The sequence below is a fragment of the Pseudomonas sp. HD6515 genome (genome assembly GCF_024971855.1).
In the GTDB taxonomy this organism is placed as follows: Bacteria; Pseudomonadota; Gammaproteobacteria; order Pseudomonadales; family Pseudomonadaceae; genus Aquipseudomonas; species Aquipseudomonas alloputida.
This window is the reverse complement of record NZ_CP079827.1, coordinates 1,068,160-1,090,372: the sequence shown is the minus strand read 5'-3', so window position 1 is coordinate 1,090,372 and position 22,213 is coordinate 1,068,160. Positions and strand designations below refer to the sequence as shown.

Below are 22,213 nucleotides of genomic sequence, written 5' to 3'. Positions count from 1 at the left end.
CGTACATAGTGGGAGCGGCCTTGTGTCGCGATAGGAGGGCAACGCCCTCCCCTGCGGCGTCACGGCCGAGCGTTGATCTGTTGCTGCAGGTTCTGAATCTGGCTCTGCAGCGTATTCAGGTTACGCGTCATCTGCGCACGGAAGGCATCGAACTCCTGCACCGAAGCACCACTGGATGACGCCGCGGCCGGGCGGTTGTCGACCTGGCTCTTCAACACCAGCATGTCCTGCTGCAGGCTCTGAATCTCAGCGCTTGGGTTGCCCTGTTTCTTCAAGGCCGCCACCTCGCTACCCAAACTCTTGAGCTGGCCGTCCAGCTGGCCGCCATCCACCTGTGAGGCTTTCAGCGCGGCAACCTGCTCGCTCAGGCTCTTGAACTGGGCATCCAGCTTGCCACCATCGACCTGGCCCGAACGCAGCGCCGCCAACTCGCCATTCACCAGCTTCAGTTGCGCCTGCAACTGGCTTTGCAGCTCGGTCACAGCCTTCTGCTGTTCTCGGGTATCGGCCAGCACCTGCTCCAGACGCTTGCCCAGGTCGCCGGTCTGCCCGGCAACACCCTGCTGCAACTGGCGCAGCTGTAGCTTCAATGCCTCACTGCTGGTAGTGGCGCCAGACTCACTGGCCGCCACCTTGCCACTGATCGCCTGAAGGCGGCCAGCCGCCTCTTCACTGATGCGGGCAAAGCTTTCCTGGGTCGCCACCAGTTGCTGCTCCATCAGCGAGATCTGCTGAAAGCTCCACCAACCCAGGCCCGCCAACGCGATGAACGCGGCACCGATCAACGCCCACAACGGCGCCGTGCTAGCCCCGCGGGCGGCTTTCTGGCGGCTGCGCATCACATGCGCCGGCATCAGTTCGTCATCATCAACGGTGCCCGCCCGCAAGGCAGGCACGTCATCAAAGTCATCGTGAGCATGGTTACGCATGGATACATTCAACCGCGGTAGTCACAAAGAGGCACGAGTATAAACCGCCAGCGCGGCGCATTGATGACCATTGTCAGCCGGGCGGCAAATGCTTCCACCAGCCGCAGAATTCATCCAGCGCCGTCCACAGGCTGACCTTGGGTTGGTAGTCCAGGTACTGCCGGGCACGGCTGATATCCAGGGTGAAATCACGGCTCATCACCTGCATCCCCAGGCGCGACAAGGTCGGTTGCGGGCGCCCTGGCCATAACATGCAGGCCGCCTCGTTGAGCGCGGCCAGGCTGTAGGCAAGACCATAGGAACGGTAGCGGGTCACCTGGGGAAGCTGCATCTGGCGCATCACGTAGTTGACCACGTCCCACAGCGGCAGTGGCTGGCCGTTGCTTATGTTGTACGCCTGGCCCAGCGCCCGGTCATCAGCGAACAATGCACTTAGCAGCGCCTCGTTGAGGTTGTGCACACTGGTGAAATCGACCTTGTTCAGGCCGTTGCCGATGATCGCCACACGCCCTTTGCGCTGCATCTGCATCAGCCGCGGGAAGATACTGGCATCGCCCGCACCGGTAACGAAGCGCGGACGCAGCGCCAGCACTTCCAGGCCGAACTCCTGGGCACCGAACACTTTCTGCTCGGCCAGGTACTTGGTTTGCCCATAGTGATCGTGGAAGCGACGCGGTACCTGGTCTTCACGGACGTCCAGACGCGAACGGCCATTGAAGTAAATCGACGGCGAAGACAGATGCACCAGGCGCCGTACGTGCTCTTTCAGGCAGCCCTCGACCACGTTCTCGGTCACCACCACGTTGCCTTGGTAGAAATCCTGATAGCGCCCCCAGTTACCCACCGCGCCAGCGCAATGCACCACGGCTTCGACACCCTGGCACAAACACCGGGCCAGCTCGGCGTCACCCAGATCACCCGGGATGAACTGTGCGCCACGCTTGACCAGATGCTCGACCCCTTCGGCACGGCGGCCGCTGACGCGCACGTCCAGGCCTTGCTCCAGGGCGAAACGCGCAAAACGCCCGCCAATGAAGCCACTCGCGCCGGTGACCAGAATTCGCATGTAACACTCCGTCTTGCCAGATTTCAGATGCAACTGACGCCAGCCACGGCTACAAGGGCACCAGCCAATGCTGTGCGGTGTGCCGCAGGTGGTCGGTCAGTTGCGCGAGCAATTGCCCGCCATTGCGCCAATGATGCCAGTACAGCGGCACATCGATAGGGGTATCGCGGCAGATTTCCACCAATTGCCCACTGGCCAGTTGCTCCCGGGCCTGCAGTTCGGGCACCAGGCCCCATCCCAACCCGGCCTCGGTCATGCGCAGGAAGCCTTCGGATGAAGGGCACAGGTGGTGCAGGAAACCACCCTCTATGCCCAGCGATGCCAGGTAGCGATGCTGCAGGAAATCGTCCGGGCCGTACACGATCGCTGGCGTACGGGCCAGGCGGCTGGCGACAAAACCTTGGGGGAAGTGCCGCGCCATGAACACGGGACTGGCCAATGCCCGGTAGCGCATGGCCCCCAGTGGCAAACTGCGTGCGCCGGCTACCGGCCGCTCGCTCCCACACAGGCAGGCCGCCACTTCGCCGGCACGCATGCGTTTCAGGCCCACTTCCTGGTCCTCAACCACCAGGTCGGTCAGCACGTTCTGTTGTGCGCAGAAGTTGCCCACCGCGCCGGCCCACCAGGTGGCCAGGCTATCGGCGTTGAGGGCGATACGCAGGCGCTCCGGCATGCCCTCTTCATCCAGCGCCGGTACCTGGCGCTGCAGGTCGCGTTCAAGCAGGCGCACCTGCTGCACATGGTTGAGTAGCTGCCGACCGACTTCGGTCGTGCCGGGCGGCGAGGCACGTACCAACACCGGCTGGCCGACCCGCGCCTCAAGCAACTTGATGCGCTGGGAAATGGCCGATTGCGACAAGCCCAGCACCTGCGCCGCACGCTCGAAACCGCCTTGTTCGATCACGGCCGCGAGGGCAGCCAGCAGTTTGTAGTCGAACATCGATTTTCCTAATGGGTGATCAGCTTTATTTGTTTTTCTTATACAGCGCCGAACATCACAATGGCCAGCATCTTCCGTGACCCTTTTTGGAGAGCCCTGCCATGTGGCAAAGCTATCTCAATGGCATGCTGGTGGCCTTCGGCCTGATCATGGCCATCGGCGCCCAGAACGCCTTCGTCCTCGCCCAGAGCCTGCGCCGTGAGCATCACCTGCCGGTGGCAGCGCTGTGCATCGTCTGTGACGCCATCCTCGTGGCCGCCGGGGTATTCGGCCTGGCCACCGTGCTGGCACACAACCCGACCTTGCTGGCAATCGCCCGCTGGGGCGGCGCAGTGTTCCTGATCTGGTACGGCGCCAAGGCGCTGCGCAGTGCCTGCTCCAAGCAGAGCCTGCAGCACCAGCAAGGCCAGGGCGTTCGCTCACGTCGCGCCGTACTGCTCAGCGCCCTGGCGGTGACCCTGCTGAACCCGCACGTGTACCTCGATACGGTGTTGCTGATCGGCTCGCTGGGCGCCCAACAGTCCGCCCCTGGCGCCTACGTGGCCGGTGCGGCCAGCGCTTCGCTGCTGTGGTTCTCGACCCTGGCCATTGGCGCGGCGTGGCTGGCACCGTGGCTGGCGCGGCCTGCGACCTGGCGCATGCTCGACCTGATGGTGGCGGTGATGATGTTCGCGGTGGCGGCACAATTGATCTTCAACTGACCTCGGGGCTTGGTGCGGCATATTCATCGCCTGCCAGATCGAGCGACGCTCGCCCTCACTGGCAACACCAACGCAACGGCGAGCCACTGGTCGGTACAGCCCAACCCCTCCGGAACCTCTATTCCCTATGTTTGTTGCGTGGTTATGCGCCGGGCCCGGTGCTATGATCCAGCCCTTGCGTCGCAAAGAGTACAGACTCGCCGACGCTTATCGGGCCGCCCGTGATCGGCCTTGCGCAAACCGCAAACAGACCTGAATCAGGAGATCCACCATGGCTTTTGAATTGCCGCCGCTGCCGTACGCCCATGATGCCCTGCAGCCGCACATCTCCAAGGAAACCCTGGAGTATCACCACGACAAGCACCACAACACCTATGTCGTGAACCTGAACAACCTGGTCCCAGGCACCGAATTCGAAGGCAAGACCCTGGAAGAGATCGTCAAGAGCTCTTCGGGCGGCATCTTCAACAACGCCGCTCAAGTCTGGAACCACACCTTCTACTGGAACTGCCTGTCGCCAAACGGCGGCGGCCAGCCTACCGGTGCACTGGCTGACGCCATCAACGCCGCTTTCGGTTCCTTCGACAAGTTCAAGGAAGAGTTCACCAAGACTTCGGTTGGCACCTTCGGTTCCGGCTGGGGCTGGCTGGTGAAGAAAGCTGACGGTTCCCTGGCCCTGGCCAGCACCATCGGCGCCGGCTGCCCACTGACCAGCGGCGACACCCCGCTGCTGACCTGCGACGTCTGGGAACACGCCTACTACATCGACTACCGCAACCTGCGTCCGAAGTACGTCGAGGCGTTCTGGAACCTGGTCAACTGGGCCTTCGTTGCCGAGCAGTTCGAAGGCAAGACCTTCAAGGCCTGAGTCCCTCAGCCTTGAGCAAGAAACCCGGCCTCGCGCCGTAATGCTGGCAGTCCAGCATTGCCATCCACGCCGGGCTTCCTCGAAAAACCGATGCCAGTCTTCTGGCATCGGTTTTTTTTCAAGGGTTCTGGAACGGGCCAGCGCACAGGGCTTTCATGAGGCGTACTGACCAAGCCAGCCAAGGCTATCCGCAGTAGCGCCCGTAGGCCGGTACTCACACCCGACCCAGCCCGCATACCCGCGCTGCTCCAGCGTCGCAAACAACCCTGCAATATCCATCTGCCCCGTCCCCGGTTGATGCCGCCCAGGACAGTCGGCCACCTGCACATGCACCGTCCGCTCAAAGAACTGTGCCAACACATCGGCCGCATTTCCGGTCAACAACTGCGCATGGTAAAGATCAAGGATCAGCCCGAGACTCACATGCGTCTCCAGCACCTGCTGTGCCTTGCTGAAGTCGGACATGTAATACCCTGGCATTTCCTGCGTGCAGATCACTTCGATCAATGGCCGCAGCCCTTGGTCCTCGAAGTACTTCACGGCATAGTCCAGGTTGCTCGCGTACACCTTGCCGGCGCCATCCTCGTGGGTTATCCCGGACATCAGGTGCACATCCGTACATGCCAGTGTGCGGGCATAGCTGGCTGCCTGGCGCAACCCGTCACGAAACTCGGGTTCCCTGCCCGCCACCGCAGCAATGCCCTTGGAAACGCCAGCCGGTGCGGCAAACTGGACCAATGGCAACGCGTACTTCGCCAGTTCATCAGCCAACAAACTCGCATCCAACTCATAGGGCGAGGGGAATTCCACCGCGCGAAATCCGGCGGCAGCGGCGGCTTCGATACGCTGCAGAAAAGGCATTTCGTTGAACTGGAAGCCGAGGTGAGCATTGAATTTGAGCATGTGTAAAGATCCATCCCGGGAAGAAAACATTCGTCGTTCCAAATCCTGAGCCGCGGCTCAGGCACTGCGCTGGCGGCAACTGCGCCAGCTCGCTGCGTGCAGATACTCAGGTCCTTCGTGTGTGGTATTTTCCTGCCCCAGTCCGACCCAAATCTGCCGGATCGACTGAAGTCAAACATTCGGAATACAGCCTGTGATCAAGAAAGACCTCGCCCTGCAATTGGCCCCTCGCGTCATCGAGATGATCCGCGCCCGGTCGATGAAGGCCGGCGAGCCATTGCGCGAGCAAACCTTCGCCCAAGCCTTCGATGTCTCCCGCTCCCCGATCCGCAGGGTATTCGCCCTGCTCGCCGAGTGGAACATCGCGGTCCAGGAGCCCAATCGCGGCTATTTTCTGAAACAGGACGCCGGGCAGATCCAGGAAGCCACCGTACCGCCCGTCTGCGACCCCTTCGAAGACTTCTACCTGCGTGTGGTGGACGACATCCTCAACGGGGAAATCCCTGCCGAATTCTTCGAAGCCCAGCTCCTGCGACGCTACTCTGTGCCTCGCGGGCAACTGCTCAAGGTCCTCAACCGGCTGGCAAGCGAGGCCATGGTCGAGCGCAAGCCCGGGCAAGGCTGGAGCCTCAACGAATTCGTGCACAACGCCCAGACCCACATCCAGAGCTACCGCTTCCGCATGGCCATCGAGCCGGCCGCACTGCGTGAGCCGGGCTACAACGTGAACCAGGCCGCCTTTGCCAAAGCCAGGGCGCAACAGCAGGCCATGCTCGACGGCGAGATTCACACGCTGTCACGTGCCCAACTGTTTGAAATCGGCGCCCAGTTTCACGAAATGATCGTGCAATGCTCGGGCAACCTCTTCTTCATCGATGCCATACGCCGGCAAAACCAGCTCAGACGCTTCATGAGCTACAAAGCCAATGTCGACCGCAGTCGCCTGATGACGCAATGCCTGGAGCACCTGCACCTGCTCGACCTGATCGAATCCGGTCGGCGCGAAGAGGCGGCACGGTTTCTCTGGAAACATCTGGACGAAGTAGGCCGCCTCAAAACCGGCCAGGCTGCCTTGCAGGAAAGCCAGCCGGCATAACCCTTCTCCCACCTCCCTTCAAACCCGCGCGTGAATCAGGCATGGCAGCTTAGCTATTGCCTCCTTTTGACACAAGATACAAAGCAACCTGAAAAATCAGCGCTCGCCGTAAATTTCGCGCCACTTATTGTATTTCATTGTAACAATAAGCAATATGCGCACCGCTCGGACGCACTGTGGCACCGAATCACACAGGAATGGATGCAATGGAACGAGGAACGTTGGCTAAAGGGACGGGGGTCTCGAGCCTTCTGTTCGGGGTCTACACGATTCTGCTGGCCCTGCTTGGCCTGACACTGGCCTATCAGGGAGGCGCGCTGGTCAATGCCGGTGGCTCGCCGTACTACGCGATGATGGGCACCGTATTGTTGCTGGCCGCCGCACTCATGGGCCTGAAGAAGGCGGTCGGAATCTACCTCTATGGCGCAGCATCCCTGGCCACCTACGGTTGGGCGATCTGGGAGTCGGGCTACAACGGCTGGGCCTATCTTCCACGCCTGGCCTGGCTGGTACTGCTCAGTGTGATCTTTCTGGCTTTCTGGCCACTGGTCCGCCGCGACTTCGCCAAAATCAACAAGGCACTGTACTTCAGCATCATGGGCGTGCTGCCGCTGCTGATGGCGGCCACCATCCTGGCACCGCTGTTCTTCCCGAACACCGTTCATCTGGCCGACTCGCCGGCGATCACCGCGCATTCACAGCAACCGTTCAGCCGCAGCACGGTGGCATCACCAGACGCCAACGTCGCCGCGTCTCACGACAAGACCAACTGGACCGCCTATGCCGGCTCGAACCTCGGCAACCACTATTCCGCTGCAGCGCAGATTACTCCAGCTAACGTTTCCGGCCTGGTCAAGGCGTGGGAATACCACCATGGCGATGTCAAACAGCCTGGCGAAAAAACCAAGTATCTGAACGAGGCGACACCCATCAAGGTTGGCGACTCGCTGTATACCTGCACGCCGAAGCAAATCATCATTTCGTTGAACGCGACCAACGGCAAAGAGAACTGGCGCTACGATTCGAAAGTCGACCCGGGCTACTTCGCCAACGGCGGTGCCTATTGCCGTGGTGTCTCGTACTACGAAGTACCCAATGCCAGCGGGCTGTGCGCCAAACGCATCATCTGGGGCACCAACGACATCCGCCTGGGTGCAGTTGATGCGCTTACCGGGCAGGCCTGCCCAGACTTCGGCACGGCAGGCTTTGCCGACCTCAAGGACGGCCTGGGTACGTTCCGTAAAGGCTCCACCGGCATCACTTCCGCACCGCTGGTCATCCGCGGGGTGGTCATCACCGGTGGCCGGGTGCTGGACTCGGATGTGCGCCCGGCACCGTCAGGCGTGGTTCGCGCCTACGATGCAGTCAGCGGCAAACAAAAGTGGGCCTGGGATCTTGGCCGTCCCGATAGCACTGCCTCTGCCGAGGCAGATGAAACCTATACGCTCAGCACGCCCAACTCATGGGCGCCGATTTCCGCCGACGACGAGCTGGGGCTGGTCTACATCACCACTGGTAATGCTGCAGGTGACTTCTATGGCGGTACCCGTACCGAACAGGAAGACACGTTCAGCTCTTCGCTGGTGGCCCTGGATGCCCTCACCGGCAAGGTCAAATGGCACTTCCAGACCGTCCATCACGACCTCTGGGACTACGACCTGAGCCCACAACCGGCGCTGATCGATTTCCCCACCGCCAACGGCACACGCCCGGCAGTCATTCAAGCCACCAAGTCAGGCCAGTTGTTCGTCCTGGACCGAGCCACCGGCGAACCGCTGGTCGATATCTCGGAGGCTGCCGTCCCACAGGGCACGGCCCCAGGGGACTACACCGCGGCGACGCAACCGTTGTCACCGGGCATGCCGAGCACCATGGGCCGCCCATCGAAAAACCCGGAAGTGCTGAACGAAGCCAATGCCTGGGGCCTGACACCGTTCGATCAGCTGCAATGTCGCATCGAGTTTCGCCAGGCGCGTTACGAAGGGATTTTTACGCCACCGGTAGTCGGCCAGCAAAGCCTGATCTTCCCCGGGCACCACGGCGGCCTGAACTGGGGCGGCGTGATGGTGGACCTGCAGCGAGGCCTGCTGATCATCAACAACCAGCGGCTGCCGTACATGCAGGGGCTGGTTCCACGCGAGCAGCTCGATGCGATCAATGCCAAATCGTTTCAGGAGTCGCCCGGCAATAACCAAGGGTTCCGCGTCCAGGCCGGCCTGCCGTATGGGGCCATCAAGGACCCATGGATGTCGGCGCTGGAACAACCGTGCATCGCGCCACCCTGGGGGTTCATCTCCGCTATCGACCTGCGCACCCGTGAAGTGCGCTGGAGCCGCCCATTCGGCACCGGCTATGACAGTGGCCCCTTGGGCATCGCCTCGAAACTGCGCTTCGAAATCGGTACACCGAGCGATGCCACCGGCGTGGCTACAGCCGGCGGCGTGACCTTCATCGGCGCTGCCATCGACCGTTTCATGCGCGCCTACAACAGCGAAAGTGGTGAATTGCTGTGGGAAGAACGCCTACCGGCCGGCAACCAGGCGTCGCCCCTGACCTACGTGAGCGAAGGCCGCCAGTACGTGGTTGCCGTGGTCGGCGGGCATGACCGGATTCCGACCAAGCTGGGTGACAGCATCATTGCCTGGGCGCTGCCGGAGAAATAGCGCTGCCTTTCAGGGGCAGCCATCGGTTACTTCCGCTCCACCGGCCCTCTGTTCGAGGAGTTTGCCATGCCTGGGGGGGCGGGCTATCCGCGAAGCAGCCAGCACGCATTTCACCTGCGCCCCACCCGCAAAACGCTTGCTCAGGCCGCATACCACGCTAACATCAAACCTCTGGAAGATTGATACAGCGCATTCAAGTTGCGGGGTCAGGCAACCGATACACTGCTAACGGTCGGCCGGTAGTGTATCGTCATCGTTGATGGCAAAATGATGCCATGCGCATGGATTAAGGAAACCCCATTGAAGCTGGAATTGCGGAACAGCTTGTCGGTCAAGTTGCTCAGGGTCGTGCTGCTGTCGGCGTTGGCGGTTGGCGTCGTGCTCAGCTGTGCGCAAATCGTCTATGACACCTACAAGACCCGCCAGGCCGTGGACAACGATGCCCAGCGCATCCTCGACATGTTCCGCGATCCCTCGACCCAGGCGGTTTACAGCCTCGACCGTGAAATGGGCATGCAGGTCATGGAAGGCCTGTTCCAGGACGAATCAGTGCGCATGGCCTCCATTGGCCACCCCAACGAAACCATGCTGGCAGAAAAGTCCCGCCCGCTGCAGGACATGTCCATGCGCTGGCTTACCGACCTCATCCTCGGCCAGGAGCGCACCTACACCACGCAACTGGTCGGCCGTGGCCCTTACAGCGAATACTACGGCGACCTCAGCATTACCCTCGATACCTCCTCCTACGGCAAAGATTTCCTGATCAACGCGGTGATCATCTTCATATCCGGCGTGCTGCGGGCCATGGCCATGGGCCTGGTGCTTTACCTGGTCTACCACTGGCTGCTGACCAAACCGCTGTCGAAGATCATCGAGCACCTCACCCAGATCAACCCTGACCGCCCCAGCCAGCACCAGATACCGCTGCTCAAGGGCCACGAGAAAAACGAACTGGGCCTATGGGTGAACACCGCCAACCAGTTGCTGGCCTCGATCGAGCGCAACACCCATCTGCGCCACGAGGCGGAAAACAGCCTGCAACGCATGGCCCAGTACGACTTCCTTACCGGCCTGCCCAACCGCCAGCAACTGCAGCAGCAACTGGACAAGATCCTCGTCGACGGCGGCCGTCTGCAGCACCGTGTGGCAGTGCTGTGCGTTGGCCTGGACGACTTCAAGGGTATCAACGAACAGTTCAGCTACCAGGTCGGTGACCAGTTGCTGCTGGCCCTGGCCGATCGACTACGCGCCCACAGCGGCCGCCTGGGCGCTCTGGCGCGGCTGGGCGGCGACCAGTTCGCCCTGGTACAGGCCAATATCGAGCAGCCCTACGAGGCTGCCGAACTGGCGCAAAGCATCCTTGATGACCTGGAAGTACCGTTCGACCTCGACCACGAGCAAATCCGCCTGCGCGCGACCATCGGCATCACCCTGTTCCCCGAAGACGGTGACAGCACCGAAAAACTGCTGCAGAAAGCCGAACAGACCATGACCCTGGCCAAGGCCCGCTCGCGCAACCGCTACCAGTTCTATATCGCCAGCGTCGACAGCGAGATGCGTCGCCGTCGCGAACTGGAAAAGGACCTGCGTGAAGCCCTGCCCCGCAACCAGCTTTACCTGGTGTATCAGCCACAGATCAGCTACCGCGACCACCGGGTAGTTGGCGTAGAGGCCCTGCTGCGCTGGCAGCACCCGGAACTGGGCATGGTGCCACCCGACCAGTTCATCCCCTTGGCCGAGCAGAACGGCAGCATCATCAGCATCGGCGAATGGGTGCTTGACCAGGCCTGCCGGCAACTGCGCGAATGGCACGACCAAGGCTTCAGCGACCTGCGCATGGCGGTCAACCTGTCTACCGTGCAACTGCACCACAGCGAGCTGCCACGGGTGGTCAACAACCTGCTGCAAGCCTATCGCCTACCACCGCGCAGCCTGGAACTGGAAGTCACCGAAACCGGCCTGATGGAAGACATCAGCACCGCCGCCCAGCACCTGTTGAGCCTGCGCCGCTCCGGGGCGCTGATTGCCATCGACGACTTCGGCACCGGCTACTCGTCCCTCAGCTACCTGAAGTCGCTGCCACTGGACAAGATCAAGATCGACAAGAGCTTCGTTCAGGACCTGCTCGACGATGATGACGACGCCACCATCGTTCGCGCCATCATCCAGCTGGGCAAGAGCCTGGGGATGCAGGTCATCGCCGAGGGCGTGGAGACTGCCGAGCAGGAAACCTACATCGTTGCCCAGGGTTGCCACGAGGGCCAGGGCTACCACTACAGCAAGCCCCTTTCGGCCCGTGAACTGACCCACTTCCTCAAACAAGCGCAACGCAACCGGGTTTCGGTGTCCTGAGGCCACCTGCCCGGTTACAGGCCGTGCCCCTGATTTACATGAATTGCGCGCCCGCCCCTTTACAGCAAATGCAAATCTTTCGCATGATGTTGTAGTTTTGCGTGCCACGGCGCACGGTCCACCCCTTTGGTCCAACCACACGATGCAGGAAAACCAATAATGATTCGAATGCCTCTGGCCTCCGCCAGTCTGCTGGCCATTGCCATCGCCCTCGCCGGTTGCGGTGAAGGCAAGGACGAAAAAGCCGCCGCGCCGCAAGCCCAGGCACCTGCTGCCGCCACCACCGCTGTTGCGCCAGGGGCTGTCGACGAAGCCGCCGGCAAAGCCGTGGTCAAGCATTACACCGACATGGTCTACGCCGTGTACAGCGACTCGCTGAGCACTGCCAAGAAACTGCAGAGCGCAGTCGACGCGTTCCTGGCCAAGCCCAACGACGAAACCCTGAAAGCCGCCAAGGAAGCCTGGTTCGCCGCGCGCGTACCGTACCTGCAGAGCGAAACCTTCCGCTTTGGCAACACCATCATCGACGACTGGGAAGGTCAGGTGAACGCCTGGCCCCTGGACGAAGGCCTGATCGACTACGTCGACAAGAGCTACGAGCACGCCTTGGGCAACCCGGGGGCCAGCGCCAACATCATCGCCAACACCGAGATCCAGGTGGGCGAAGAGAAGGTCGACGTCAAGGACATCACCCCCGAAAAACTGGCTAGCCTGAACGAGCTGGCTGGCTCCGAGGCCAACGTTGCCACGGGCTATCACGCCATCGAATTCCTGCTCTGGGGCCAGGACCTGAACGGCACCGGCCCTGGCGCTGGCAACCGCCCGGCATCCGACTACCTGGAAGGCCAGGGCGCCACCGGCGGCCACAACGACCGCCGCCGCGCCTACCTCAAAGCGGTTACCGACCTGCTGGTCACCGACCTCGAAGAGATGGTCGGCAACTGGGCACCGAACGTCGCCGACAACTACCGCGCCAAGCTGGAAGCCGAGCCTGTCAACGACGGCCTGCGCAAGATGCTGTTCGGCATGGGCAGCCTGTCGCTGGGCGAACTGGCTGGCGAGCGCATGAAAGTTTCGCTGGAAGCCAACTCGCCAGAAGACGAGCAAGACTGCTTCAGCGACAACACTCACTATTCGCACTTCTACGACGCCAAGGGCATCCGCAACGTCTACCTGGGCGAGTACACCCGCCCGGACGGCACCAAGCTGACCGGCCCTAGCCTGTCGTCGCTGGTCGCCAAGGTTGACCCGGCCGCCGATGCAGCCCTCAAGGCCGATCTGGAAGCCACCGAGGCCAAGCTTCAGGTGATCGTCGACCACGCCCTCAAAGGCGAGCACTACGACCAGCTGATCGCCGCCGACAACGCTGCAGGCAACCAGATCGTGCGTGACGCCATCGCCTCCCTGGTCAAGCAGACCGGCTCGATCGAGCAGGCCGCGGGCAAGCTGGGCATTGCCAACCTGAACCCGGACACTGCGGATCACGAGTTCTGATCCTGCTGTAGCGCTTCATCGAAAACGCCCGGCCTTGTGCCGGGCGTTTTCGTTTGCTGCCGGGTAAAACGCTTCCCGCTGCCTGGCGTGCACGCAGATGCTCATCCTGTAGGCCTTCGATCAAAGCTAACAGGAGGCACAGTGCTGCAGATTCTTGATGTCTGGGGCGAAGGCCGAATCGTCCAGCGCATGAATGGGGAAGACCTCATCACCGGATTCAACGATGCGTACAACCTGAACAAGGCTGGCCAGCTCATCTCCAACGGGCCGTTCGCTGGTGGGCACATTCCCAACCTCATTGTCGTATACGAATACGATGCTCCGGACTTTCCCCTCGACGACCATGCAGTCCCTCACGTGACGCTGATGGGCGCTCCGATCACCCGGCATGTGGCCGAGGAAATGTGCCGGGTAGTCGCCCGCCCCGGCAAGATCTACCTGTACGACCCCAACGAAACTGACCGCCGTATGTTCGAGGCAGTCGCCATTGACCAAGGGATGCAACTGCTCGGACGCTTTCATCCCGCCGAGCTCGACCCTCCGTTCAACGAAATCACTTTGCTCGCGGCTTATGTCTATCGCGCCCCGACCAGCCCGTTGCCACGCCCGAAAACTGAACATTGAAAGGAAAACACTACATGGCCAACGTCACCTACTTGCGCTCCATCGCCAATAACACGCCTTATACCCTGACCCTGATCGACGGTGAAAACCGCAGCAACAGCCTGGCAGTCGGCGCCCAGCACGTCTGGAATGGCTCGCTGGCCATCCCGTGGATCGGCAGATCGACTGAGAACCACAAGGCCTTGCGCCTGATCCTCGGCCCGTCTGCCGACACCAGCATCTGGTTATTCCAGGATTACTGGCAACCTGCGCACATGGACGCGGTCAAGTGCATTACCGCCTCCTCCATGGAATACACCAGCGAAGACGTCATCGAAGTCATCGGCGATAATCGCGGTGGCGGCAACAAGAACCTGATCGTCAACCTGGTCAACCGACACTTCATGCTCTATATGGCCTGAGCAACCGCGCTGGCAGCGATTTCATCAAGCAAACGCAAATTGCTCTTATTCAATGATCCTGGGCCTGCTAAGCTGCACGCCGGTTTTTCGCTCACGCCCAGGATTCTCGATGTCCTTGTCGCTGTCCCGACTCCTTCCCTTGCTGCTGGCCTTGGCCTTGGCCGCCTGTGACGACGCCCCGCGTTTCACTCACGCCGAGCCCGGCGAAGCGTTGTCGGGTGGCCAGGCGACCGTGCAGCGCAGCGACCGCAATGCCTATTCCCTGCCCTCGGCCAACCTCTCGCCAGCGCTGCGCCTGGACTTCGCCGTTGGCAACAGCTTCTTTCGCAACCCCTGGGTGATCGCGCCGTCAACCACCACCGCGCGTGATGGTCTGGGCCCGCTGTTCAATACCAACGCCTGTCAGAACTGCCACGTGCGCGATGGCCGTGGCCACCCGCCAGAGCCGGGCGACGTCAACGCGGTGGGTATGCTGGTACGCCTGTCGATCCCCGACCAACCCTACCTGGCCAAAGTGATCGAGCGCCTCGGCGTGGTGCCAGAACCTGTCTACGGTACCCAGTTGCAGGACATGGCCATTCCCGGCGTGGCGCCCGAAGGCAAGGTGCGGGTGAGCTACACCCGCGAAACCGTGTCATTCAAGGACGGCCATCAGGTCGAGTTGCGCAAGCCAGCCCTGCAAATCACCCAGCTCGGCTATGGAGTGATGCACCCCGACACGCGCTTTTCTGCGCGGGTGGCACCACCGATGATCGGCCTGGGCCTGCTTGAAGCGATCCCCGAAGCCGACCTGCTGGCCAACGAAGACCCGGACGACCGTAACCGCGATGGCATCCGCGGGCGGGCCAACCGTGTATGGGACGACGCCCAGGGCAAAACAGTGATCGGCCGCTTCGGCTGGAAAGCCGGGCAGCCCAACGTCAACCAGCAGAACGTGCACGCCTTTGCCGGCGACATGGGCCTGACCAGCACCCTGCTGCCCAACGACGATTGCACTCCGGCACAAACCGGCTGCCTGGCTGCGCCCAACGGCGACGGTGCCGATGGCGAGAAAGAAGTCAGCGACAACATCCTGCGCCTGGTCACGTTCTACACCCGCAACCTGGCGGTGCCGGCCCGCCGCGACGTCGGCTCGCCACAGGTGCTGGCGGGCAAGAACCTGTTCTACCAGGCGGGTTGCCAAGGTTGCCACACACCGCAGTTCACCACCGCCGCCGACGCCACCGAACCCGCGTTGGCCAACCAGGTCATCCGCCCCTACAGCGACTTGCTGCTGCATGACATGGGCCCGGGGCTGGCCGACGAGCGCACCGAATTCGCCGCCAACGGCCAGGACTGGCGTACGCCGCCACTGTGGGGCATAGGCCTGAGCGAAACGGTCAGTGGCCATAGCCAGTTCCTGCATGACGGCCGCGCCCGCAACCTGCTTGAAGCCGTGCTGTGGCACGGTGGCGAAGCCGAGGCGGCACGCAACTTCGTACTCACTTTCAATGCCGAGCAGCGCGCCGCGTTGCTGGCGTTCCTGAACTCACTTTAAACGCGCAAAGGAGCCGGGCATGTTCCGACCCAAACTGTTGTTCACCAGCCTCGCCGCACTCGCCCTCGGTGCCTGCTCGCCACAAGACCCGCAAGCAGTGACCTCCGCCGCCATCGCCAACCAGGTGATCCTGCCTACCTACAGCCGCTGGGTCGAGGCCGATCGTACGCTGGCTGCCAGTGCCCTGGCGTATTGCGAAGGCAAGGAAAGCCTGGACAAAGCCCGCGCCGACTTCCTCAATGCACAAAAAGCCTGGGCCGAGCTGCAACCGCTACTGGTCGGCCCGCTGGCTGAAGGCAACCGCGCCTGGCAGGTCCAATTCTGGCCTGACAAGAAAAACCTGGTCGGCCGTCAGGTCGAGCAGCTGGTCAACGGCGACAAGCCGGTTGATGCTGAGGCTTTGGGCAAGTCCAGTGTAGTGGTACGTGGCTTGTCGGCCTATGAGTACATCCTGTTCGACAGCAAGCCGGACATCGCCACTGCCGAACAGAAAGCCCGCTACTGCCCGCTGCTGGTGGCCATCGGCGCACACCAGAAAGCCCTGGCAGAGGAGATTCTCAAAGGCTGGAACAGTACCGACGGCATGCTCTCGCAGTTGACCAAGTTCCCCAACCAGCGCTACGCCGACTCCCACGAGGCTATCGCCGATCTGCTGCGCGCCCAGGTGACCGCCCTGGACACCCTGAAGAAGAAGCTCGGCGCACCGATGGGCCGTCAGAGCAAGGGCATTCCGCAGCCGCTGCAGGCCGAGGCCTGGCGCAGCCACAACTCGATGAACAGCCTGCAGGCCAGCCTCAAGGCCGCCGAAGCTGTCTGGGTCGGGGTAGACAACAAGGGCCTGCGCGGCCTGTTGCCCAGCGATCAAAAAGCGCTGGTGGACAAGATCGACGCCGCCTACGCTACTTCGCTCAAGTTGCTTGCCGACAACCAGAAAACGCTCGGTGAGCTGCTGGCCGACGACGCCGGTCAGCAAACCCTCAACCAGATCTACGACAGCTTGAACGTCGTCCACCGCCTGCACGAAGGCGATCTTGCCAAGGCGCTGAACATCCAGCTGGGCTTCAATGCCAACGACGGTGACTGATCATGCTGCGACGCCAGGCACTCAAACTCGGTAGCGTATTGCTCAGTGCCCTCACCTTGGGCGGCTGGAGCCTGTTCCGCAACAAAGGCAGCGAACCCTTGCTGCTCTCGGCGCGTGACAACGGCAACGGCCAGCACTTTGCCGTAGGTTTTCGCCTGGACGGCACACAGGTGTTCAGCACCCAGGTCGCTCAGCGTTGCCATGCCATCATCCACCACCCCGAGCTGCCCATCGCCCTGTTCGTCGCCCGGCGCCCAGGCACCGAAAGCTACCTGATCGACCTGCGTGACGGGCGCCTGCTGCAAACAGTAACCTCGCAGCCGAACCGGCACTTCTATGGCCACGCCGTCGTGCACAAAGGCGGCGAATGGCTGTATGCCACCGAGAACGACACCACCGACCCCGGGCGCGGCGTACTTGGCGTGTATCGTTTCGAAGGCGAACGCCTGGTGCACACCGGTGAGATCCCGACCCACGGTATCGGCCCGCACGAGGTTGCCTGGCTGCCTGACGGTGAAACGCTGGTCGTGGCCAACGGCGGTATCCGTACCGAAGCCGAAAGCCGTGTCGAGATGAACCTCGACGCCATGCAACCGAGCCTGGTGCTGATGCAGCGCGACGGCACCCTGCTGAGCAAGGAAACCCTGACCCAGCAGATGAACAGCGTGCGACACCTGGCAGTGGCCAGCGATGGCACCATCGCCGCCTGCCAGCAGTTCATGGGCGATGCCGATGAAACTGCCGAGCTGCTGGCGATCAAGCGCCCGGGCGAGCCATTCAAGGCCTTCCCGGTGCCGGAGCGGCAACTGCAAGCCATGGCCCAATACACCGCAAGCGTTGCCATCCACAGCGAGCTGCGGCTGGTGGCGCTGACGGCACCGCGGGCCAACCGCCTGTTCGTCTGGGACCTGGACAGCGGCGCGGTGCGGCTGGATGCCCCGATGCCCGACTGCGCAGGCGTTGGCGCGGTGAAGGACGGCTTTGTCGTCACCTCCGGGCAGGGCCGCTGCCGGTTCTACGATTGCCGCAAGGCCGAACTGGTCGGGCAACCGATGAACCTGCCGTCCGGCTTCTGGGACAACCACCTGCATCTCGTCTGATTGTTCTGTTGCACTCACTGGCCTTCTCGCAGCTAAAGCCGATCCCACAGGGTTCTACACAGTCCCTGTAGGAGCGGCTTTAGCCGCGAAAAGGCCGGCACAGGCATTTCACCCCCCCATCTCCGGAAAAACAGTCAATACTTCCCCCATCCACACGTGGGCAGGATCGCCCGTTGTCGTGTAGAAGCGAATAACAACTGCATCCAAGGAACCGGACCTATGCTGCGCCGCCGCATGCTCATCATGTTGGCCGTGGTTCTGCTGATCGTGCTGGCCCTGGGGGGTTACAAAGCCTTCTCGATCTACCAGCAGATCCAGATGTTCACTGCCCCCAAGCCCCCTATCACCGTGGCGGCTGCCATGGCTGAACAGCGCCCGTGGCAAGAGCGCCTGCCCGCTGTCGGCAGCCTCAAGGCGCTGCAGGGTGTGGATCTGAGCCTGGAGGTGGAAGGCATCGTCAAATCCCTGCACTTCGACTCAGGCCAGCAGGTCAAGGCCGGGCAACTGCTCTTGCAGCTCAACGACGATCAGGAAACAGCCCTGCTCGGTACCGCCCTGGCCGACCTGGGCCTGGCCAAGGTCGACTTCGGCCGTGGCAGCCAGCTGGTGGGCGATTCGGCCATCTCCCGCGGCGAGTTCGACCGCCTTTCCTCCCAGTACCGGCGCAACCAGGCAGTGGTCGAGCAGCTTAAGGCGCAGAAGATCAAGAAACGCATCAATGCACCTTTCAGCGGCACCATCGGCATCCGCCAGGTGGACATCGGCCAGTACCTGGCCGCCGGGGCTGTGATCGCCACCCTGCAAGACACGTCCAGCCTGTACGTAGACTTCAACGTGCCGGAACAGGCCCTGCCACGCCTGAGCCTGGGCCAGCAGGTGCTGGTGCAAGTGGCCGCCTACCCCGGCCAGCGCTTCCCCGCCAGCCTTAGCGCCATCAACCCCAAGGTCGAGGAAACCACGCGCAACCTGCTGGTACGTGCCACCATGGCCAACCCCGACGGCAAACTGCTGCCAGGCATGTTCGCCAGCCTGTTGATCCTGCTGCCCAACCCGCAGCCACAAGTGGTGGTGCCGGAAAGCGCCATTACCTACACCCTGTATGGCAACTCGGTGTATGTCGCCTCACCGAAAAAGGACAAGGACGGCAAGCCGGAGTACGACGACAAGGGCCAACCCCAGCTGGTCGCCGAACAGCGCACGGTAAAGACTGGCGAGCGCCGAGACGGCGTGGTTGTAGTCAGCGAAGGCCTGCAGGCCGGGGAACAGGTGGTCACCGCCGGGCAGCTGAAACTCACACCCGGTGCCGCGATACGCATTGGCCAGGACAACGCCCTCAAGCCCGAACCGGGCGCAGCGGCCAAGGACTGACAGGAGGCTGGCATGGCGTTCACCGACCCGTTCATCCGCCGCCCGGTGCTGGCCAGCGTGGTCAGCCTGCTGATTCTGCTGCTCGGCTTCCAGGCCTGGAACAAGCTGCAGATCCGCCAGTACCCGCAAATGGAAAACGCCCTGATCACGGTCACCACCGCCTACCCCGGGGCCAACGCCGAAACCATTCAGGGCTATATCACCCAGCCATTGCAGCAAAGCCTGGCCAGCGCCGAAGGCATTGACTACATGACCTCGGTGAGCCGGCAGAACTTCTCGATCATTTCCATTTACGCGCGCGTTGGCGCCGACAGCGACCGGCTGTTCACCGAGCTGCTGGCCAAGGCCAATGAGGTGCGTAACAAGCTACCCCAGGACTCCGAAGACCCGGTACTGAGCAAGGAAGCTGCCGACGCCTCGGCGCTGATGTACGTCAGCTTCTACAGCAAGGAAATGAGCAACCCGCAGATCACCGACTACCTGTCACGTGTGATCCAGCCCAAGCTGGCCACTTTGCCGGGCATGGCCGAGGCGGAGATCCTCGGCAACCAGGTGTTCGCCATGCGCCTTTGGCTGGACCCGGTGAAGCTGGCCGGCTTCGGCCTTTCGGCTACCGACGTGACCAATGCCGTACGCCGCTACAACTTCCTTTCCGCCGCTGGCGAGGTGAAAGGCGAATACGTGGTCACCAGCGTCAACGCCAGCACCGAGCTGAAGTCGGCCGAGGCGTTCGCCGCCCTGCCGCTCAAGACCAGCGGTGACAGCCGCGTGCTGCTGGGCGATGTGGCGCGGGTCGAGATGGGCGCAGAAAACTACGACACGGTCAGCTCATTCGACGGCACCCCGTCGGTCTATATCGGCATCAAGGCCACCCCGGCCGCCAACCCACTGGATGTCATCAAGGAAGTGCGTCGCATCATGCCTGAGCTGGAAAGCCAGCTGCCCTCGGCATTGAAAGTGTCGATTGCCTAGGACGCCACGCGGTTCATCCAGGCCTCGATCGACGAAGTGATCAAGACCTTGGGCGAAGCGGTGCTGATCGTCATCGTCGTGGTGTTCCTGTTCCTTGGCGCCCTGCGCTCGGTACTGATTCCGGTGGTGACCATACCGCTGTCGATGATCGGTGTACTGTTCTTCATGCAGATGATGGGCTACTCGCTCAACCTGCTGACCCTGCTCGCCATGGTGCTGGCCATCGGCCTGGTGGTGGACGATGCCATTGTGGTGGTGGAAAACATTCACCGGCACATGGAAGAAGGCAAGTCGCCGTTCGACGCAGCCCTGGAAGGCGCGCGCGAAATTGCCATGCCAGTGGTGTCCATGACCATCACCCTTGCTGCCGTGTATGCACCGATCGGCTTCCTCACCGGGCTCACCGGCGCGCTGTTCAAGGAGTTTGCCCTGACGCTGGCCGGGGCGGTGGTCATTTCCGGTATCGTTGCCCTGACGCTGTCACCAATGATGTGCGCCCTGCTGCTGCGCCGGGAGCAGAACCCGAGCGGCCTGGCCCACCGCCTCGACCAGCTGTTCGAACGCCTGAAAGGGCGCTACCAGCGCGTGCTGCACGCCACCCTCGACAGCCGGCCGGTGGTGCTGGTGTTTGCCGTGATCATCCTGTGCCTGATCCCGGTGCTGCTCAAATTCACCCAGAACGAACTGGCACCCAACGAGGACCAGGGGGTGATTTTCATGATGAGCAGCTCGCCTCAACCGGCCAACCTCGACTACCTCAACGCCTACACCGACCAGTTCACACCGCTGTTCAAGACCTTCCCCGAGTATTACTCGTCGTTTCAGATCAACGGCTTCAACGGCGTGCAGACTGGTATCGGTGGTTTTTTGCTCAAGCCCTGGAACGAGCGCGAACGCACACAGATGGAGCTACTGCCGCTGGTGCAGGCCAAACTCATGGAAATCAGCGGGCTGCAGATCTTCGGCTTCAACCTGCCGTCGTTGCCCGGCACTGGCGAGGGCTTGCCATTCCAGTTTGTGATCAATACCGCTGGCGACTACCCGGCACTGCTGGACGTGGCCCAGCGCATCAAGACGCGCGCTCAGGCATCGGGCAAGTTCGCCTTCCTCGATATCGATCTTGCCTTCGACAAGCCCGAAGTGGTGGTGGACATCGACCGGGCAAAGGCGGCGCAGATGGGGGTGTCGATGGACACCCTCGGCGGCACCCTGGCGACCCTGCTGGGCGAGGCGGAAATCAACCGCTTCACCCTTGAAGGCCGCAGTTACAAGGTGATCGCCCAGGTTGAACGGCCTTACCGCGACAACCCCGGCTGGCTGAACAATTACTACGTGAAGAACGAGCAGGGCCAGTTGTTGCCGCTGTCGACCCTGATCACCCTCACCGACCGCGCTCGCCCACGCCAGCTCAACCAGTTCCAGCAACTGAACGCTGCGATCATCCAGGGCGTCCCCATGGTCAGCCTGGGCGAGGCACTGAAGACCGTGCAGGACATCGCTCGCGAAGAGGCCCCGGAGGGCTTTGCCTTCGACTACGCCGGCGTGGCCCGCCAGTATGTGCAGGAAGGCAGCGCATTGTGGGTCACCTTCGGCCTGGCGCTGGCGATCATTTTCCTCGTGCTGGCTGCACAGTTCGAAAGCTTCCGCGACCCGTTGGTGATTCTGGTGACCGTGCCGTTGTCCATCTGTGGCGCGCTTTTGCCGCTGTTCCTGGGTGTGTCGAGCATGAACATCTACACCCAGGTCGGGCTGGTGACATTGATCGGGCTTATCAGCAAGCACGGAATCCTGATCGTCGAGTTCGCCAATCAGCTACGCGATGAGCGTGGCCTGAGTGTGCGCGAAGCGATCGAGGAAGCAGCGGCCATTCGCCTGCGGCCGGTGCTGATGACCACTGCGGCTATGGTGTTCGGCATGGTGCCGCTGATTCTGGCAACCGGGGCGGGAGCGGTCAGCCGGTTTGACATCGGTATGGTGATTGCCACCGGGATGTCGATTGGCACGCTGTTTACCTTGTTTGTGTTGCCGTGCATCTACACCCTGCTGGCGCACAAGGCGAGCGCCAAGGCACCTGCAATCGCTTGAACCGACCTGTGGGAGCGGGCTTGCCCGCGA

Annotated in this window: 16 protein-coding genes and 1 pseudogene; 13 read left to right on the top strand and 4 right to left on the bottom strand. The window is 62.1% G+C overall.

Annotated features, from left to right (window positions below; all coding sequences use genetic code 11):
* Window positions 1-59: 59 nt before the first annotated feature.
* The 3 genes from KW568_RS05050 to KW568_RS05040 form a co-directional block, all read right to left on the bottom strand.
* Complete coding sequence (locus tag KW568_RS05050) at window positions 60-929, bottom strand: hypothetical protein (protein ID WP_003255181.1); 870 nt, start codon at window positions 927-929, stop codon at window positions 60-62.
* Window positions 930-1,002: 73 nt separating this feature from the next.
* Complete coding sequence (locus KW568_RS05045; RefSeq protein ID WP_259537807.1) at window positions 1,003-1,995, bottom strand: NAD(P)-dependent oxidoreductase; 993 nt, start codon at window positions 1,993-1,995, stop codon at window positions 1,003-1,005.
* 49 nt (window positions 1,996-2,044) lie between these two features.
* Window positions 2,045-2,935: a LysR family transcriptional regulator ArgP gene (locus tag KW568_RS05040; protein ID WP_003255184.1), complete on the bottom strand. Its 891-nt coding sequence runs from the start codon at window positions 2,933-2,935 to the stop codon at window positions 2,045-2,047.
* Window positions 2,936-3,036: 101 nt separating this feature from the next.
* Here KW568_RS05040 and KW568_RS05035 point away from each other — a divergent pair, with 101 nt between their 5' ends.
* Window positions 3,037-3,636, top strand: coding sequence for a LysE/ArgO family amino acid transporter (locus KW568_RS05035; RefSeq protein WP_003255185.1), 600 nt, complete (start codon window positions 3,037-3,039; stop codon window positions 3,634-3,636).
* A 271-nt stretch (window positions 3,637-3,907) separates the two neighbouring features.
* Window positions 3,908-4,504: a superoxide dismutase gene (locus KW568_RS05030; RefSeq protein WP_003255187.1), complete on the top strand. Its 597-nt coding sequence runs from the start codon at window positions 3,908-3,910 to the stop codon at window positions 4,502-4,504.
* A 153-nt stretch (window positions 4,505-4,657) separates the two neighbouring features.
* Here the strand turns inward: KW568_RS05030 and KW568_RS05025 are convergent, their stop codons facing one another.
* Entirely contained in the window at window positions 4,658-5,407 is a 750-nt protein-coding gene (locus tag KW568_RS05025) for a hydroxypyruvate isomerase family protein (protein WP_004574452.1), read from the bottom strand.
* Between the two features lie 193 nt (window positions 5,408-5,600).
* Here KW568_RS05025 and KW568_RS05020 point away from each other — a divergent pair, with 193 nt between their 5' ends.
* The 11 genes and pseudogenes from KW568_RS05020 (at window position 5,601) to KW568_RS04970 (ending at window position 22,183) form a co-directional block, all read left to right on the top strand.
* Entirely contained in the window at window positions 5,601-6,503 is a 903-nt protein-coding gene (locus KW568_RS05020; protein WP_003255190.1) for a GntR family transcriptional regulator, read from the top strand.
* A gap of 206 nt (window positions 6,504-6,709) precedes the next feature.
* Window positions 6,710-9,166 carry a membrane-bound PQQ-dependent dehydrogenase, glucose/quinate/shikimate family gene (locus KW568_RS05015; RefSeq protein WP_004574451.1) on the top strand — a complete coding sequence of 819 codons (2,457 nt, stop codon included), beginning with the start codon at window positions 6,710-6,712 and terminating at the stop codon, window positions 9,164-9,166.
* A 300-nt stretch (window positions 9,167-9,466) separates the two neighbouring features.
* Complete coding sequence (locus tag KW568_RS05010) at window positions 9,467-11,518, top strand: bifunctional diguanylate cyclase/phosphodiesterase (RefSeq protein WP_003255193.1); 2,052 nt, start codon at window positions 9,467-9,469, stop codon at window positions 11,516-11,518.
* A gap of 159 nt (window positions 11,519-11,677) precedes the next feature.
* Window positions 11,678-13,012 (top strand): imelysin family protein, encoded by a 1,335-nt coding sequence (locus KW568_RS05005; protein WP_004574448.1) that lies wholly within the window; start codon window positions 11,678-11,680, stop codon window positions 13,010-13,012.
* A 141-nt stretch (window positions 13,013-13,153) separates the two neighbouring features.
* Window positions 13,154-13,636 carry a hypothetical protein gene (locus KW568_RS05000; protein WP_003255196.1) on the top strand — a complete coding sequence of 161 codons (483 nt, stop codon included), beginning with the start codon at window positions 13,154-13,156 and terminating at the stop codon, window positions 13,634-13,636.
* A gap of 14 nt (window positions 13,637-13,650) precedes the next feature.
* Window positions 13,651-14,037: a hypothetical protein gene (locus KW568_RS04995; protein ID WP_003255197.1), complete on the top strand. Its 387-nt coding sequence runs from the start codon at window positions 13,651-13,653 to the stop codon at window positions 14,035-14,037.
* A gap of 109 nt (window positions 14,038-14,146) precedes the next feature.
* Window positions 14,147-15,574, top strand: coding sequence for a di-heme oxidoredictase family protein (locus KW568_RS04990; protein ID WP_003255199.1), 1,428 nt, complete (start codon window positions 14,147-14,149; stop codon window positions 15,572-15,574).
* 19 nt (window positions 15,575-15,593) lie between these two features.
* On the top strand, window positions 15,594-16,658 hold the full coding sequence (locus KW568_RS04985; protein WP_004574445.1) for an imelysin family protein: 1,065 nt from the start codon (window positions 15,594-15,596) through the stop codon (window positions 16,656-16,658).
* 2 nt (window positions 16,659-16,660) lie between these two features.
* Complete coding sequence (locus KW568_RS04980) at window positions 16,661-17,758, top strand: DUF1513 domain-containing protein (RefSeq protein WP_004574444.1); 1,098 nt, start codon at window positions 16,661-16,663, stop codon at window positions 17,756-17,758.
* 219 nt (window positions 17,759-17,977) lie between these two features.
* Entirely contained in the window at window positions 17,978-19,126 is a 1,149-nt protein-coding gene (locus KW568_RS04975) for an efflux RND transporter periplasmic adaptor subunit (RefSeq protein ID WP_003255202.1), read from the top strand.
* A gap of 12 nt (window positions 19,127-19,138) precedes the next feature.
* Window positions 19,139-22,183, top strand: a pseudogene (locus tag KW568_RS04970) (multidrug efflux RND transporter permease subunit).
* Window positions 22,184-22,213 lie beyond the last annotated feature (30 nt).